This window comes from Rhizobium ecuadorense (assembly GCF_001187535.1).
GTDB lineage: Bacteria > Pseudomonadota > Alphaproteobacteria > Rhizobiales > Rhizobiaceae > Rhizobium > Rhizobium ecuadorense.
This window is the reverse complement of sequence record NZ_LFIO01000365.1, coordinates 1-14,045: the sequence shown is the minus strand read 5'-3', so window position 1 is coordinate 14,045 and position 14,045 is coordinate 1. Positions and strand designations below refer to the sequence as shown.

The 14,045-nt window shown below is 58.9% G+C and carries 16 protein-coding genes and 6 pseudogenes; 12 read left to right on the top strand and 10 right to left on the bottom strand.

The window, feature by feature from the left end; translation table 11 throughout:
- Positions 1-396 precede the first annotated feature (396 nt).
- Both AF337_RS45180 and AF337_RS45175 read right to left on the bottom strand, forming a co-directional pair.
- Positions 397-587 (bottom strand): annotated as a pseudogene (locus tag AF337_RS45180) (ATP dependent DNA ligase); the annotation flags it as partial.
- Positions 588-779: 192 nt separating this feature from the next.
- Positions 780-887 (bottom strand): annotated as a pseudogene (locus tag AF337_RS45175) (hypothetical protein); the annotation flags it as partial.
- Positions 888-1,511: 624 nt separating this feature from the next.
- Here AF337_RS45175 and AF337_RS07525 point away from each other — a divergent pair.
- From AF337_RS07525 to AF337_RS46465, 3 genes and pseudogenes are all read left to right on the top strand, one after another.
- Complete coding sequence (locus AF337_RS07525; RefSeq protein ID WP_012489415.1) at positions 1,512-2,186, top strand: transcriptional regulator; 675 nt, start codon at positions 1,512-1,514, stop codon at positions 2,184-2,186.
- A 128-nt stretch (positions 2,187-2,314) separates the two neighbouring features.
- Entirely contained in the window at positions 2,315-2,857 is a 543-nt protein-coding gene (locus AF337_RS07520; protein ID WP_049731610.1) for a hypothetical protein, read from the top strand.
- Positions 2,858-3,088: 231 nt separating this feature from the next.
- Positions 3,089-3,256: pseudogene (locus tag AF337_RS46465) on the top strand (glutathione S-transferase N-terminal domain-containing protein); the annotation flags it as partial.
- A gap of 188 nt (positions 3,257-3,444) precedes the next feature.
- Here AF337_RS46465 and AF337_RS07515 read toward each other — a convergent pair.
- Positions 3,445-3,747 (bottom strand): hypothetical protein, encoded by a 303-nt coding sequence (locus AF337_RS07515; RefSeq protein WP_049731615.1) that lies wholly within the window; start codon positions 3,745-3,747, stop codon positions 3,445-3,447.
- Positions 3,748-4,165: 418 nt separating this feature from the next.
- Here AF337_RS07515 and AF337_RS07510 point away from each other — a divergent pair, with 418 nt between their 5' ends.
- Positions 4,166-4,627 (top strand): hypothetical protein, encoded by a 462-nt coding sequence (locus tag AF337_RS07510; protein WP_152970957.1) that lies wholly within the window; start codon positions 4,166-4,168, stop codon positions 4,625-4,627.
- 171 nt (positions 4,628-4,798) lie between these two features.
- On the opposite strand, the gene AF337_RS39940 is transcribed toward AF337_RS07510, so the two are convergent.
- Positions 4,799-5,032 carry a cold-shock protein gene (locus AF337_RS39940; RefSeq protein WP_082336766.1) on the bottom strand — a complete coding sequence of 78 codons (234 nt, stop codon included), beginning with the start codon at positions 5,030-5,032 and terminating at the stop codon, positions 4,799-4,801.
- Positions 5,033-5,122: 90 nt separating this feature from the next.
- Between AF337_RS39940 and AF337_RS07505 the strand changes: the two genes are divergently transcribed.
- The gene (locus AF337_RS07505; RefSeq protein WP_049731614.1) at positions 5,123-5,455 is read left to right on the top strand and encodes a hypothetical protein; all 333 of its coding nucleotides are present in this window, start codon (positions 5,123-5,125) and stop codon (positions 5,453-5,455) included.
- Between the two features lie 311 nt (positions 5,456-5,766).
- On the opposite strand, the gene AF337_RS45165 is transcribed toward AF337_RS07505, so the two are convergent.
- Positions 5,767-5,994, bottom strand: coding sequence for a hypothetical protein (locus AF337_RS45165; protein WP_049731613.1), 228 nt, complete (start codon positions 5,992-5,994; stop codon positions 5,767-5,769).
- A gap of 229 nt (positions 5,995-6,223) precedes the next feature.
- On the opposite strand from AF337_RS45165, the gene AF337_RS07495 reads away from it, so the two are divergent.
- Complete coding sequence (locus tag AF337_RS07495; protein ID WP_049731608.1) at positions 6,224-6,607, top strand: response regulator; 384 nt, start codon at positions 6,224-6,226, stop codon at positions 6,605-6,607.
- A gap of 113 nt (positions 6,608-6,720) precedes the next feature.
- Here AF337_RS07495 and AF337_RS45160 read toward each other — a convergent pair.
- Positions 6,721-6,984, bottom strand: a pseudogene (locus AF337_RS45160) (regulator); the annotation flags it as partial.
- Between the two features lie 12 nt (positions 6,985-6,996).
- Here AF337_RS45160 and AF337_RS07485 point away from each other — a divergent pair.
- Positions 6,997-7,269 (top strand): EAL domain-containing protein, encoded by a 273-nt coding sequence (locus tag AF337_RS07485; RefSeq protein WP_049731606.1) that lies wholly within the window; start codon positions 6,997-6,999, stop codon positions 7,267-7,269.
- A gap of 9 nt (positions 7,270-7,278) precedes the next feature.
- Here the strand turns inward: AF337_RS07485 and AF337_RS07480 are convergent, their stop codons facing one another.
- Positions 7,279-7,560 (bottom strand): DUF982 domain-containing protein, encoded by a 282-nt coding sequence (locus tag AF337_RS07480; protein ID WP_049731612.1) that lies wholly within the window; start codon positions 7,558-7,560, stop codon positions 7,279-7,281.
- A 251-nt stretch (positions 7,561-7,811) separates the two neighbouring features.
- Between AF337_RS07480 and AF337_RS07475 the strand changes: the two are divergent.
- The 4 genes and pseudogenes from AF337_RS07475 (at position 7,812) to AF337_RS43580 (ending at position 9,717) form a co-directional block, all read left to right on the top strand.
- Positions 7,812-8,083, top strand: a pseudogene (locus tag AF337_RS07475) (BON domain-containing protein).
- 130 nt (positions 8,084-8,213) lie between these two features.
- Positions 8,214-8,609 carry a DUF1236 domain-containing protein gene (locus AF337_RS07470; RefSeq protein ID WP_049731605.1) on the top strand — a complete coding sequence of 132 codons (396 nt, stop codon included), beginning with the start codon at positions 8,214-8,216 and terminating at the stop codon, positions 8,607-8,609.
- A 97-nt stretch (positions 8,610-8,706) separates the two neighbouring features.
- Positions 8,707-9,513 (top strand): DUF1236 domain-containing protein, encoded by an 807-nt coding sequence (locus tag AF337_RS07465; protein ID WP_049731604.1) that lies wholly within the window; start codon positions 8,707-8,709, stop codon positions 9,511-9,513.
- Between the two features lie 51 nt (positions 9,514-9,564).
- On the top strand, positions 9,565-9,717 hold the full coding sequence (locus tag AF337_RS43580) for a hypothetical protein (protein WP_167347731.1): 153 nt from the start codon (positions 9,565-9,567) through the stop codon (positions 9,715-9,717).
- 118 nt (positions 9,718-9,835) lie between these two features.
- Here AF337_RS43580 and AF337_RS07460 read toward each other — a convergent pair.
- Together AF337_RS07460 and AF337_RS07455 are read right to left on the bottom strand one after the other, a co-directional pair.
- Positions 9,836-10,539: pseudogene (locus tag AF337_RS07460) on the bottom strand (DUF899 family protein).
- 395 nt (positions 10,540-10,934) lie between these two features.
- Positions 10,935-11,459 carry a response regulator gene (locus AF337_RS07455; RefSeq protein WP_082336765.1) on the bottom strand — a complete coding sequence of 175 codons (525 nt, stop codon included), beginning with the start codon at positions 11,457-11,459 and terminating at the stop codon, positions 10,935-10,937.
- A gap of 389 nt (positions 11,460-11,848) precedes the next feature.
- On the opposite strand from AF337_RS07455, the gene AF337_RS07450 reads away from it, so the two are divergent.
- Positions 11,849-12,088 carry a hypothetical protein gene (locus AF337_RS07450; RefSeq protein ID WP_049731603.1) on the top strand — a complete coding sequence of 80 codons (240 nt, stop codon included), beginning with the start codon at positions 11,849-11,851 and terminating at the stop codon, positions 12,086-12,088.
- 691 nt (positions 12,089-12,779) lie between these two features.
- On the opposite strand, the gene AF337_RS07440 is transcribed toward AF337_RS07450, so the two are convergent.
- Complete coding sequence (locus tag AF337_RS07440) at positions 12,780-13,046, bottom strand: hypothetical protein (RefSeq protein ID WP_152970956.1); 267 nt, start codon at positions 13,044-13,046, stop codon at positions 12,780-12,782.
- Between the last annotated feature and the right edge of the window lie 999 nt (positions 13,047-14,045).

The window sequence follows — 14,045 nt, the reverse complement described above, 5'->3', positions numbered from 1 at the left end:
TCCGAGGAACCTGGACATACGCCACAGGCTCCTCGACCGAAGGTCAAGGAGTGTGGTGTCGAATCGGCCGACACCAACCGCTTGTAGGGGTTTCCACACCCCAAGGCAGCGCGTACTGCCTCGCTGCGAAACCTAGTTGAAATCCGCCCGCCGCGCAACCGAATGCTTCACAAGATTCAATGGCTTCGCTCTTCCAACGCTGCACGAAGAGCCTCGGCGCTTTTGAATACGCCAAGTGGCGCTGTGTGAGCCGCGGCCGAACGAATGGCGTCAGCCGCAGGCTAACGATCTGTTCTGGGTCCGTACGCAATGGCCGGAAGGGTCGTCGGAACCTTTTTGCTGCGGGGTGATCTGGTTGAAGTCGGCGTATTTCACCTTAGGCGCCACCTCCGCTTGTTAGGATGGATGGCGAAGTTTCCCATCAGCTGTCCAGGAAACTCGCTCTCGGCGACCAGGGTCGGCTCGACCCAGACAATAGCCGCACTTCAGGAATAGGGCAGGGGCGGCTGCTTTCGCTTCCAGCGCAGCTTGTCCAGCATCTTCCGCAATCGGATGGCCTCGGCTTCCTTGAAGCCCGTTGATGCAGACCGACCGAACCTCGACGCTGTGTGCTCTCGCATCACACAATCTGTGCCGGCGCATAAAAACCCATCGGCTGTGGAATTGATGAGCGCGGCGCAGAAGGCGTCAGGGTAATGGCCTCGCCGCTCTGGGCGGCTGCTCGGCGGGACGATATCCGACAAGCGAACGCCGCCGACGCCATCGCCGGTCATATCGCCGGGCTTCTTGTCTCCGGCGAAGGTGTAAAGCGGCTTACTTTCCCATTTCTCAATGGCTTCGTCGGAAATCCGCGGGTTATGGGCATCGATGATTGGAGCTGGCGGCATTCCTCGCGGTACGGGACGATCATGGTCGATCTCCGCCCCACTTCTGCCCAAGGGGTCGCAACGATCTTGGCTTCCATATTTGAAGATACAACACTGTGCCGGCCCAGCGACATTTCCTTATCAGCTTCGTCACCACGCCGATTGTGGTGCCGAGGAAGATCGCATAATGGATCGAAGGGAACTGGCCCGGCAGGCGAGCAAAGAAAGACAAGGTTGACAGGCGCATTGCTTCTTCGATTGAGGGTTCGGCAGTTCATGCGTGACGACGGTGGTGCCGATCGATCGGGCCTTCGCCCGTGCGCGCTGGCAACGCCGGCGCTCTGGATGCGCTACATAGACCGCGTCGGGGTTGGCGGAAAATCTTTTAAGACTCCGGCGATGCACAACAAGGAAGCTCGCCGATAAGTTGCCCACGTGCAACTTTTGAATCAGTACGGTTTGACTTCGTTCAGGGCCAATGTAGCCTCACCCGTCTCATCCCCCATTCGACTGGCCACGAATTCTGCTCCTGGAAAGGTGAGGTGGACATTTGAGCGTGGCTATAGACGGGCAGTCCGGTAATCGTTATTTCGGATATACCACCCCATCACCAAATCATCCCGTGAATCTTCAAGGCCTTTTATATTGAAAAAAGTGCAACGCAGTTTTGCCGTCGAGTACAAAAGCGGCAGACGAAAACTCGATACTAGGTCGAACTCGATCTGGGGCAACGTGGACCTAAAGTCCGTCGCTCGCGACCTAGACGAAGAGGCAATGCCGTTTCTGTCGGATAGCTCTCAGAGTGGCAAATCCGACAGCGAAATTTCTCTACCAAAACCAGATCAGGCTGAGTCGTTGTTGACACCGCCTCTTGAGCCGTCGACAACTGCATCAGATGCACAGGAGATAAGCATGGCCGACGAGACTGATACTGCAACCAGTGCCGATGTGCCGGCCGTTGTCGAAACGCCAATTACGCCGAAGAAACAGCGCAAACCCAGGGCCAAGAAAGCCGCGGCACTCGAAACCGCGTCAGCTGACACTACGGCAGAGCCAGCAGCTGCTCTGGCCGGCGCCGGTGGTGTGAAGAGGAGAGGGCGCAAGACAAAGGTGATCGAAGCTGCGGCGAGCGCCAAACGCGCACCTGTGCGCCGTGCTCCGAAGGCGGTGCAGACAGCCTCGGCCGCGCCGACGACAGCGATCGATGAAATGGCGGACCTCCTGCAGTTAGAAGAGGAAAATCAGCGGCTGCGCAAGCTTCTGGCTGAAAAACTTCGCGCTGAAAATGCCGATCTGCGCAAACGGCTCAAGCTCGATTGATAAAAGCAGCCGGTCAACCGCCGGCCGCATTTCCATGCTTATCGAGACAAACAATTTGGCAACGGGGGATGCTGTTCCCGGAACCAAAACTCACTGCCTGCTTGCGGATAACACGCGAGGTCGGATAAATGGCGTCTCCCTGGAAATTCCTTGCCCGACTGATCTCACCGGGACGCGAACAAAAAAGAGAAAACGACTCGACTGAGAAGGTTACGCCGGAGGCGTTGGCTATTTCCGGTCCGACTGAAACGGCTGGCGAGGAGAGCCTAGCTGCTCGACCAGCAAGCGAGGAGCTACCTCGTCACGATGAAGCCGCTGCAATCTCCGCAGTGCCAGTGCAATCCGAAGAAGCCGAAAACGATGTCCACGACAAGGTCGACGGCCAGGTCGCCAAAACCGTGGAGGTCGCTGATCCCGCTATATCCGGTGGTATTGGCATCGCCGTCAACGCTGCACAAACCAAGATCAAGCTAGCTGTCGAGGTGAAACCGCGCAAGCAAAGGAGGCGCGGCAAGGAAGCGGTAGCGGTTGCGAACTTTTCCCAAGTTAACGACACTGCAGACGAGATGAAGCTCGATGAAGAGATCAGGGTGCTCAGGGATCAACTGGCAAGAAAGCTAAAGCTGCAAAACGCGCAGTTGAGAAAAATGCTGGAGCGGTTTGAACGGTGAACGTGTCGCGATGCCTTGCCCTTAATGCGGGGTCGATTGCAAGCCTGTTGGGGGCGAACGAGTCTCAGATTTGAATAGCGTGTCGCCGGTTCGATTCCTTTCGAGGCGTGCAACCGCTCGCTGCCTGGCGTAGCCCCCGAACGGCACCACCTTCGACATCTCGGGCGGTCAGGCAATCTGACCGTCGCATCGTCCCTTCATTCGGAATTGCCGTCACGTCGAGAGGCCACCATTGCCCGACCCAGCCTGACACCCGTCGGCCACGCGCTCTGCCGTTCGTTCAACGCGCCGCGATCGTCCTTCTTTGAAAAGACCGAGCCGTTCGACCGGATCAACGTTGACATCTCGGCCAAACCCGACTGTTTTCTGGCGCTGTCGCCGACCGGCAAGGTGCCGCTGCCTTCACAAAGCGGATCTTGATCTTGGGGTCGGCGTGCCATGATGGCATTAATTGCACCAGTGCTGCTTACTTCCCGGGCTGCGTCGGTCGATCTTGTCGGGATCACTAGGACGGCATGGGCCGTTGCATCAGATAGCGCTCTGTGCCGTAAGCGCGCCGCGGCCGGCCGCAACATTTCAAATGCTTGTCAAAGCTTGTCTACTGGGAGCGCCCGCACCAGCAGTTCGTCCTGGTTGAGCATGTGTTCGAGTTTTCTTCGATATTGGTGCCACCAGTTCCGATCGAGATCGTCTGTCATGACTTCAATCACGACAATCTCATCCTCTTCTATATTCCGGTCCTTCGACCAGAGTCCTTTTGCGGGCGAACTGAGATACGCCGTTGCCCCGCCGAAGCGCTCCGTCATTTCGCGTTGAACAGATGCAACAAAATCTTCGAAGTCGATACTCGCTCGCGGCGTCGCCGGAATGAACAACTGTACCAAATGCATGTCAAACTCCCCTCGTCTGAAAACATCGGAAATCGCACGAGGTTCCCCGGATAGAGGGTCCGCCCTGAACTGCGCCTCGTTTTCGCACGCCACATCAACGCGAGTGCTGCTGGCCAGAGGCATGCAACCGGGGTTCTTTCCGCACTCACCACCGCAAGCTATCAACGGAGCATGCCCTCCTGCGGATTTTGGATGCAGGTTCTTCCCGTCTTCCTCCGTACCTTCGTTGCATTTTCATTGAGCTTTCTTCTCAGTATGTTCTTCAGAACCTTCTTTGCAGTTGTGGGCCCTGAGCTCTCAAGGGATCTCCTGCTATCTCCTTTCCAGTTTGGTGTTCTATCCTGCATTCTTCGCCGGCTTCGCCGCAATGCAAGTGCCGGTAGGCTTGCTCTTTGACCGCTTTGGGTGCCGATTGCCGATGACAGCGCTCGCCATTTGCGGTGCCGCGGGCTCGGCGATGATCGCGACCACGAGGTCTTTCGCCCAGGCACTGCTGGGACAGGGGCTGCTCGGAATCGGCTGCGCTCCAGCTCTTATGGGAATCTATTACCACTATGGGCAGGTACTTCCGTGGGAGAAGGCGGCGCGGGTCGCGACCACGATCGTCGCCATCGGCTCGCTTGGAGCTTTAGTCTCTGCAATGCCGCTCGAGCTCCTTGTTTCAACGGTCGGATGGCGGTACGCGGTGGCTTCGTCGGCTTGCTCCGGCGCGCCATTACAGAGCATCTCGGTCGAGCGGTCGCGCGATCACCTCGCACTGAATGGCAGGAGAATATTCTTCTACGTCATGCGGCGTCGAGCTGCGGCTGCGAGGAGCGCGGCGAGGTCCAGGGAACGGCGGCGCACCCTTCGCGAACAGGTAGATGAGACACTGCCTTGATATCGACAGATTGCGCCACTACATACGGCGCATCGGCATTGCTGATGAGCGCTGGAAATAGTGCCGCTCGCAATGCCTCGTCGACTGGCTTGACCACGGATGTACTGGCAGGATAGGTAGACGAACGAAAGGTCGGTGCGATTTCGCCCCGGCCTTTTTTGTTGGTGACGATCAGGTCGGCCGGACGTTCTCAGCCTTGGACTTGCCGGTCTTGCGATCCTGGCCGAGCTCATAGCTGACAGCCTGGCCGTCGCGCAGCGATCCGCCGTGAACGGCAGAGATATGGACGAAGACGTCCTGACCGCCGTTGTCCGGTGTGATGAAGCCGAAACCCTTGTCCTGATTGAAAAACTTTACAGTGCCGGTAGCCCAACTTCTCCGATGCTCTGGTTTTTGGAGGCGTATTCATAAACCGGTGCGCGATCTCAGGCAAGCATAGGCACCACGCGTGCTTCACGAGGCTCGCGATATCTGATTCCGTGAAAGAGGATGACCATGACCGAGAACACCTGCACGCCGCCAACACCCGATCAGAGACGCTTCCTCGAAATAAGGGAGGCGGCCGAACGCAGGATGCTCGACACCGTCTTCAAGGCGATCTCTGACGCTGCTGCCGAGGTCGAGAACGGCATCAGGGACGCGAGGCTGGACTTCGAACCCCCCCACCAAGACTACTTCACCTTCACCGTCCAGCAGGTTGCTTTCGTCCGTCTATGCGGTGGGGATCCCGAGACCTTGCAAGGAGGCAACCCCGAACTGGGCGAGCGCATCTTGGGCAACGGTCGTCATATCATCGACAGTTATTGGCGCGGCGAGAAGAGGGACTAGCTCGCGTGAAAGAAAAATCGATCCTGGTGAAAGATCCTTGACGCCGCGTCTTTCGTTCTGTCGAGCGTCAACGGAACTCACGCTCGTTTCCCATGTCGTCGAGCGAAGAGGAACCTCGGTGTCCGTTCCGAACGAACCCATCGTGCCGTCGCCATCGCCCCCGCCTTTCGATACGCCACCACACGGTCCCGATCGCATTCCCGGCGAGGCGCCACCGCTTCCCAAGCCCGGACCGGACGAGCCCGCGGGTCCAATCTTCATCGTCCGACGTGGGACTCCTTCGCCATGGCGTTCGCCTGCGGAGGAAAATACTACTCTGCGGCTTGCCGCACGGGGTTCTCGTCCGGGAGCACCAATGGTCCGATGATCTCGAAATCGCAAGGCATTGCGTGCTGGTCTGTGCCCAGTAGTGCAAGGGACCAGTAGTTGGGATCTTCTCCGAAGACAGTCGAGACTTGCACTACGGTGAGCTTCCCGTCGAAGTGCTTCGCTGAACGCGCCCAGTAAAAGGCTTCCGGAATCAAACTCGCGGTAAACATAACGCTCACTCCCGTTCGAGCGCGGAAGATATCAGAATTCTTATAAATGAACATGCCTCATGGCGCGCCGCCTGCATGTCGTCGCGGGATCCCGGACGACCTCGGACCTAGGTTGGGGGATGGCTGCGACTCAAATCTTACGCGTGGAACCGGTTGTGGTGGGGATGTTTTCGATTGGCGACGCCAGAGGGTGCCGTGCCGCTTTTGGAGCCATCCTCGGAGACGAAACATGCGCCTGCTCATAGTCGAAGACGAACTGGGAATTGCTCTGGCGATCGAGGATGTCGCGATCGACGCCGGATTCGAAATCGCAGGGCTCGCGGGAAACATGTCTGAGGCTCTGGATCTCGGCGCGGAAGCAGACATCGCCATCATCGACGTCCGGCTGGGGGATGGACTCACCGGGCCGTCGATCGCCCGCGCCCTCTTTTCTGGATTCGGACTTGGGGTGGTGTATTTCACCGTGAACCCCGGCCTTATCGAGAACCCTAAGGGGCGACCTGTCGTCGCCAAGCCGACGAAGCCCGAAAGAATAGCGGACGCGTTGTCCATGGCAGCCAAAAACGCCCGCGCAAGAACGCATCGCGTCGCGAGCGGGTCCACCTTCCACTGAGCGGTCTCGCCAGACACTACGCCGCAGAATTCCCATCGGTAGTCCGCAGGGGGGCGGCGTCATCGTTCTCGCCTGCGCGGAACCTGTATCTGCAGGGCCGGGGCCGCACTATTCTACGTCGGAGAGTCGGAGCAATTTTGATCTTGCAGGTTTTGGAGCGAGGCATCTAGGCTGAGTATGAGTCCTGTCGGGGCATAATCAACAGAAACATTTCCGAAAGCAGCCAGGCTGGAATAGATGAGCCGGGAGCCGAAGCCCCTCCTTTTCGGAGCTTCCACAGCCGGGCCGCCGCGCTCTCGCCAACGGACGTCGAGGCGGTCGTCACCCGCTTCTCGACGCAGGCTCCAATCGATTTCGACCACTCCTCCTTCTCGAGAGTGCAGAATGTCATGATCGACAGGATCAAGATCGACAAGTCGTTCATCGATGCAGTGCAAGGAGACAGCAAGCCGCTCATCGAGGCGATGATCAATATGGCCCGAGCGAAAGGTCTTAAGACCACGGCTGAAGGAGTGGAAACGGACGAACAGAGCGACGCTTTAGTGGCCCTTGGGTGCGACAGCCTCCAAGGTTTCCTGATCTCCCGGCCTCTTGCCCGCGCGGCCGTCATCGATTTGTTCAACGGAACTGGGAAGCGAACATTCACAGCTCGAAGCGGGTAGGGCAATCTGTCAGTGGACGGCGGCAATCACGGGAATTCCGGCTTCCTCCGCCGCGCGAATGAGCGCGGCACGCGCTGTCTTTGCGGGGATATTGCCTTGAATGGCATCCAGGCAGGTTTTTACGGCCGCAATGTATTCCTTGCCGTCGTCTGTCGGCCAAGCGGCGACGAGGGCCTCGGCAACCTCGCCAAGTGATCGGATCAGCCTGTGCTTTTCTTGACCGCTCATCACGAGCACCAGAGGGGCGAAATCTTCGCTTCTATGCCAGTTTACTATACTGACCGTTTGCATTGATGGCGGCCCTTTACTCCCAGGAACGCCCGACATGATCGACAACGGCTTCACCAGGGAGGTTCTGACTGGAGACGGCAACATCGCTAAAACCTCCCTGGTGTTCCTTTCAACAAGGAAGAGGGAAATCTATGCCACATACCGTCGGGGGGAAGAGGGACTTAGGTCGCACTGGCGACGCCGCCACCTGCTTCTCATATTAGGTCTGAGGTATCATGACGGTCCGTGGAGGGACGGAACAGGAGGACGATATGAACTTCGGTTCCGACAACACCAACCATGAAGAGCGCTGCTCCCAAGGCCATAGTTCGGCCTCGACCATCGCGACGTCAAAGCGGCGCTTTCCGCTGATCAGAATATCGACAGCAGTGCCATCGAGATCAGGATGCTCGGCCCGGTGGTCCTGCTCGAAGGCTACATAACAAACGCCGCAGACCGCGAGAAAGCCATCTCGCTTGCGGGGATGATCGTCGGCCACGAGAACGTCCAGGATCGGATGCTGAGCCGCTACCCCACGCAGTAGCGAGAGGCAATTAAGAGGCTAGGACCAAGGTCCGGCGCAACCCCGGTACGAAGTCCCGGTACTGGAACACTTCCTCCACTCGACGGTTTCGCTCTGCAGCGGAACCAACCGCATCCAAGGAGGAAAACATATGATTATCAAAGTTGTAGGTATTGCCGCGGGTGTCCTGTTGGCATCGACAGCCGCTTTTGCCCAGCAGTCGACTGTCACAGGCGCCGTTGGTGGGGCTGCAACGGGCGCGATCGTCGGCGGCCCGGTCGGCGCGGCTGTCGGCGGCATCGTCGGCGGCGTGGCAGGCAGCGTCATCGATCCGCCGCCGCAGCAGGTTGTCACCTATGTTCAGCAGGCCCCGGCCCCGACCGAACGCGTCGTCGTCAAGGAGAAGGTCGTCGTCGGCCAGCCCCTGCCGGAGACCGTCGTCGTGACGCCAATTCCCAATGATCCGAAATATGCATATGCGATCGTCAACGATCAGCGTGTGATCGTCGAACCTTCCTCGCGGAAGGTCATCCAGGTCATCCAGTGACCGACGGGCGGCTCCACCGCCCTTCCAACCATGAGGGCATGCGCGCACCGCATAGATGCGCGGGCGTCGTATAATACCCAAACCTCGGAGATCGATCATGAAAAGCAACCATTTCGCCGTGCTCGTGGCAGCTCTGTCCCTGAGCGTGTCGCCGCTTGCCACACTCCCTGCCGAAGCCCAGCAGGACACCAAGAGCAGTGGCCAGGCCCAGTCCGGCACTGACGCCGGCTCGCAGGCGGGCTCCGCCAAGACTGGCACCGACTGCACCCCCGACGCTTCGGGAGCCTGCCCAGGCAAGGGCCAGTCATCGCAGCAGAAATCCGGTCAGGGCTCGGACATGAAAAAGAGTGCCGAACAGCCTTCGACCGATGGCGCGACGAGCGGAAATGCGTCCGGCAAGACTTCGACAGAAACCACGCCTGCATCGAAGGACGCCAGCGGTGGCACCAAGACAGAACAGAAACCCGCCGCCAAGTCCGGCACCACGGATAACACCGGCTCGGCAACCACAGGCACGAAGAGCACTACGGAAAGCGGCGATGCGTCCAAGCAGTCCACCGATCAAAATACGACGACCACAAACAAAAGTTCGTCCGAAACCAACAACAACACCACGACGAACAACCAGACTAACACCAAGACCAACGTCAGCATCTCGGTCGAGCAGCAGACCGAAATTCGAACGGTAGTGAAGGAGGTTCACGTTGCTCCTGTGAAGGAAGTCGACTTCACGGTTTCCGTCGGAACGAAAATCCCGAAGAAGGTTCGGCTGGAACGGCTGCCGACGCGCATCGTGAAGATCGTTCCGCAGTATCAAGGCTACCGCTTCTTCATCCTCGCGGATGGCAGGATCGTCATCGTCGATCCCGATGCTCTCACGATCGTCTACATCATCGAGGCCTAACACGCGTTTCCCGGCGGCGCATAGGACGCCGCCGGGCCGCAGGAGCAATCAATGATCTATCATGAAGATAAGCCGTCCGGCCTCGCGTTTCCCATCATCGTCATCCTGATTGCCATGGTCGCTATCGTCGGCAGCCTGGTCCTGTCATCAGGCCATCCAGCATCGGCTCGGGTCTGGGTTCCTGTTCGATCGACTGGCCCCTGATCCCGCGGCGCCCAAAAGGCGCACTTCCGATCCCGACTAGGAGCACCTACGATGAGAGCATTCCACAGCAGACAGCGGCGTCAGAACGCCTTGACCGCGCCCCGAACCGCGATCGAGTTCAGTAATTGAGCTTGGGATACCAATCCGTGCCGCGGCCGGTCGGCGTCATGTCCAGAATGTTCCAGAGCGGGGCGATATCTACCGCCCCCCTTGGATCCTGGCCGGGATCCGCCGCTTCGGCTGGCATCTCGCCATTGTAGAAGACCCGAACGTCGTCCCCATCCTTCTGGTAGACCGTGAATCCCGGATACTCTGATCCCTCGTCGTCGAGCACGCCCAAGTCTCGGGCGTAGTCGTCGCCCACGGCCTGGACGAAATCAAGGTCACGCCAGCCGCGTTCGATAGCGAACGCACGTTGCCGCTCCACCGCGCTGCGACCGATAATCTTGAATGCGACCCTCTGTTTGACGTCGGCGCCATTGCCGTTCGCTCCACCGAGGAAGTTCGCGCACATCGGACGGGCCGTTCCCGCTGCGGGCCGAACATCCAGAAGTACGTTACAAGGGCATCATGATGCCCGAAAAGGTCTGCCAGACCGAGCTCCTCACCGTTTTCGTCTTTGAAGCGATAATCCTTTTGTACGAGCGGGCCGGGAGGCAGGCGTCGGCGTTGCTCCGCAAGTCTGGCGAGATGTCGTCGGACCTCGATCTCCTCCGCCAGCAGGGCCGTCCTCGCCTCGGCGTGGTCCGCAGTTTCGTTCATGAACCTGCTCACACGTTTCGCGGCTAGTTCCTTCGCAGGTTTCAATTCGCTCATGTCCATGTGCTTGCTCCCTGGATCCATTACGACCGTTTCGCTATCCGACCAGTTTCGGCCACCTTCGGAAGTTGAAGGGCGTGCCAGATGGTTGTTCGGCGCCCTCACTTGTAATAGACGTACGAGGAGATCAGTTCTCGACAAGGGCCCAATGTTTTTTGATTTCGGCGTCGGTTGCCTAAAAATCCGCCGCCCGGCCGACCATCTTGCTCCTCACCGCCGTTCCGATCTCAAAAGATCGACACCATTCGACAGAGTTGCTGATTGGAAGACCCGTTCCGTGCGTCGACCGCTTTCGCCATCACCACTCGTCGGTGGACCGCACGGTTACTCGTCCCGTCGTAAAAAAACCGCGGCCGAGAGTCGAAAACTGCGTCCCACAGAAAGCAAGCCCGCCGACATCACGATGAATCGGCGGGGGCTTTAAGCATGCTAACTATCACTTCGTGAGCATAGGGTTTCGCAACGAACGAGACGCCGCTTGCTAGGTCGAACGCACCAAGTCGAACATGGCCAGAGGTCACGATGACCCGCGTGCCCGGCGAACGCGCTCGCACGCGCGCCATCAGGCCCAGCCCGTCCATCGAGCCGGGCATGTTGACGTCCGTGAAGACGGCGTCGACCTGAGTCCCTTCCAGGAGGACGAGGGCTTCCTCCGCGTTGCCTGCCTCAAGAACTTCGAACCCCGCGTCCTCGAGCGCGTCCACCACTGCAAATCTTATCAGAGGTTCGTCATCGACAACGAGGACCCTTCGGACGTGATCAACCACGGCGTTCAGGCCGATGTGCGGATCAGCTTGGCCCCTTGAGTCCCAGTCGTCGACCGCCTGCGACCAGTGCTCGCGGTCCCGTCCGTTCGGGCATCCTTCGCTCTGCCAAATCTCATGGGCCCGGCGACTTATCCAGTTATACCGTTCCTGATCCATCTTCCGTCTCCGTCGGAAAGCAGAACTCTGGCAAGACCCCACGGTTCCAGCGCCAAAAGCCGGTATCCACAAGCATTACGGACGAGCGGGCGCGGCGTAGCCTCGCCCTGTACAACCGGCGGAGAGGCCTCTCCGAGAATGACCGACTTCGTGGTAGCCACGCGTCGTCTCCTGTGCTCCGCGGCGCTCCCTCCTGATCACACATCGGATAGGACTTGAAGGAGGCCTCGAGACATTCAAGACCTTCCGTGAGAAGCAGGACGGCTGCGTCAAGGTGGTCATTCGGCCGAACGGCTAGACTCGAAGCGGTACGGCGGAGCGACCCTCCGCCGGGCCTTGAAGACGGCAAAAGCATCTCTAAATCTCCTCGAACCACCAGGAGACAAGCCATGCCAACCAGTCAGCGCGACAAGGATTTCCGCATGCTTTCGGAGGCGGTCCAAGCTTGGTATCGCTTCTACGAAGTCGATCCGGACGAGCGGGCATCGCAAACGCTCTGTACAGCCGCCCTCGAATTCTATCAGGAGGGTTACAAGACGGCCGAAGAAGTCTCCACCTTGCTCATCGGCACTTATGTCGGCCTCTGGTCGACTAGGGTCAACAGCCCTTCGTCAGCTACAGTACATTAACGTTTTCGGCCGGAACCGGAGGTGATCCGGGATCGCGCGTCCGTCGCCGCGCGGCACATAGCCAAAGCGTGATGTTCGGGAAAGCCGCCGACGCTGGTTGATTCATCGCCAGATGTTCCCGCGCCGCAGGTTTTTACCGCAACAAAAATAGCCCCGCCGAAACGGGGCAAATTGTGTGAAAGAGGGAAAGGACGAGACCGCGCGGGGGCGGGCGATGTAGAGAGGCTTGCGGGCGCAGGACTCTCGCGCGCGGTCCCGATGCCATAACGATAGACGGTCCGTTAGGTTCCTGTACGCTTTCGGATGATTACGTGCCCCCTGCGGAAAAATGCTTGGGATCCTAGGGGCGCAGATTGGCACCTTACGGACGATGAAAGTGCTTCAGGGCCAATACGAGGCGTCCTCGTCGGCACACTCTTCAGGGCTCAAGCCTTCTGCATGGAGCGATAGCCAGTAAGCCCGCGCAACGGCCCGTGCATATTCGGAGGGTTCCTTGCCAAACGGCAAGCCTTTCTCAGCCGACAGTTCCCAAATCCGTTTTGTGAAAAGGACGGTGAATTGGTCTTCGTCCAGCACTTGCAAAAACAGAACCTCCGCAGCCGCCTTGTTGAGGTTGTGCAGGGGGTGGCAGGGGCTTGGCCCTCTGCGCGATCGGCATTAGAAAACACTCGGTGAGTGACGATGGTTCCGGTCAGGCCGGTCCGAGCAGCTTTTCAGGCCGGCGCAGACCCTCGTCCCAGAGGTGGTCGTGATGGAGCTCGAGCTTGGCGAGGAGTATTCCGTGCGACGACTTCCGGAAGATTTCCTCCTTGGATCGTCCGCAGCCCGGACAGGACCAGATCTGGTTTTCGAGCGCCCAATTGGAATTTAGCTCGAGGCGCTTGGTGTCGAACTTCTCCATCGCCCGCTTGGTCTGCCGACTCCACCGCCTGTCGTAATCTGGGAAGTAGTAGTCCATCGAGTCGTCGTCGAGCTTCGAAGGTGCGGAAAGAGGAGAGTCTCCGACCAAAAGCGGTCGTCCTCGAAAATAAGTTCGAAGTCTGGAGAGGCCGCCGGGCGATGTCGTCCCGCGAAACGAGCCTCCTCGCTTCTACTATCCGCTTGCCACCATCAAGTGCACCGGTTCTCCGTTCTTCCGGAGCCAGGTCGGCCGGGACTTCGCCTGTCTGCTCGATGTCGATCCGGACGTCGCCCGATGGTCGTGCGAAGGCGTCGAGCTGTCCTATGGTGGCGAATTCTACCGGGTCGACTACCTCGTCACCGGGACGGATGACCGCACCTTCGTAGTCGACGTCGCCCAAGATCTTCCTGGGCCGCCCGACTGGATCGAGCTGGCCGCTACGCGGGCAGGGCATGCCTACCGCCTCGACATACTTGGATTATATTCTCGCCTGTGCCGTACCAGATTTCCCTGTTCTTCGAAAAAATATTGCGCAGCCGCAAAAAAAGTTACTCAATCCGTTCAGTGGGAGTGGCCTGTCTCGTTCGAGGGCAGCGACGCCGAGGGCAGCCGTTTGATTGCTGCCCGCTGGCGCGTCCGAGCAGGCGAGTGCGCGAATCCAAAATTATGGGTGCACAGTCCAAAAATGCGTGACCGTAGTCCAAAATTATCTGGCGACGCTCATTGTTATTGGGGCGTTCACGTTTCAGGCCAGGAAGATCGCATAATGGATCGACGGGAACCGTCCGGCAGGCGAGCAAAAGAAGGCATGTCGTAGCTAGGCACATAGCTATCCACGCAGTTGGTTTGCAGTTCCACGTCTCACCAACTCTTGCGCGGCATATAATTTTTACACGACGACCCGACGTTCTGCGGTGGCGGAAATGTGAATCTTAGACGCGGGCCGGTGGTGCGACTGAGATGGCCAACTGCCTCCGTAGGCTATCTGGAAGCTGTCCAAATTCCTGGGCTGGGGATTCCTGCGCATGCGGCATGCACGAGAGAGCGCTATCGGCC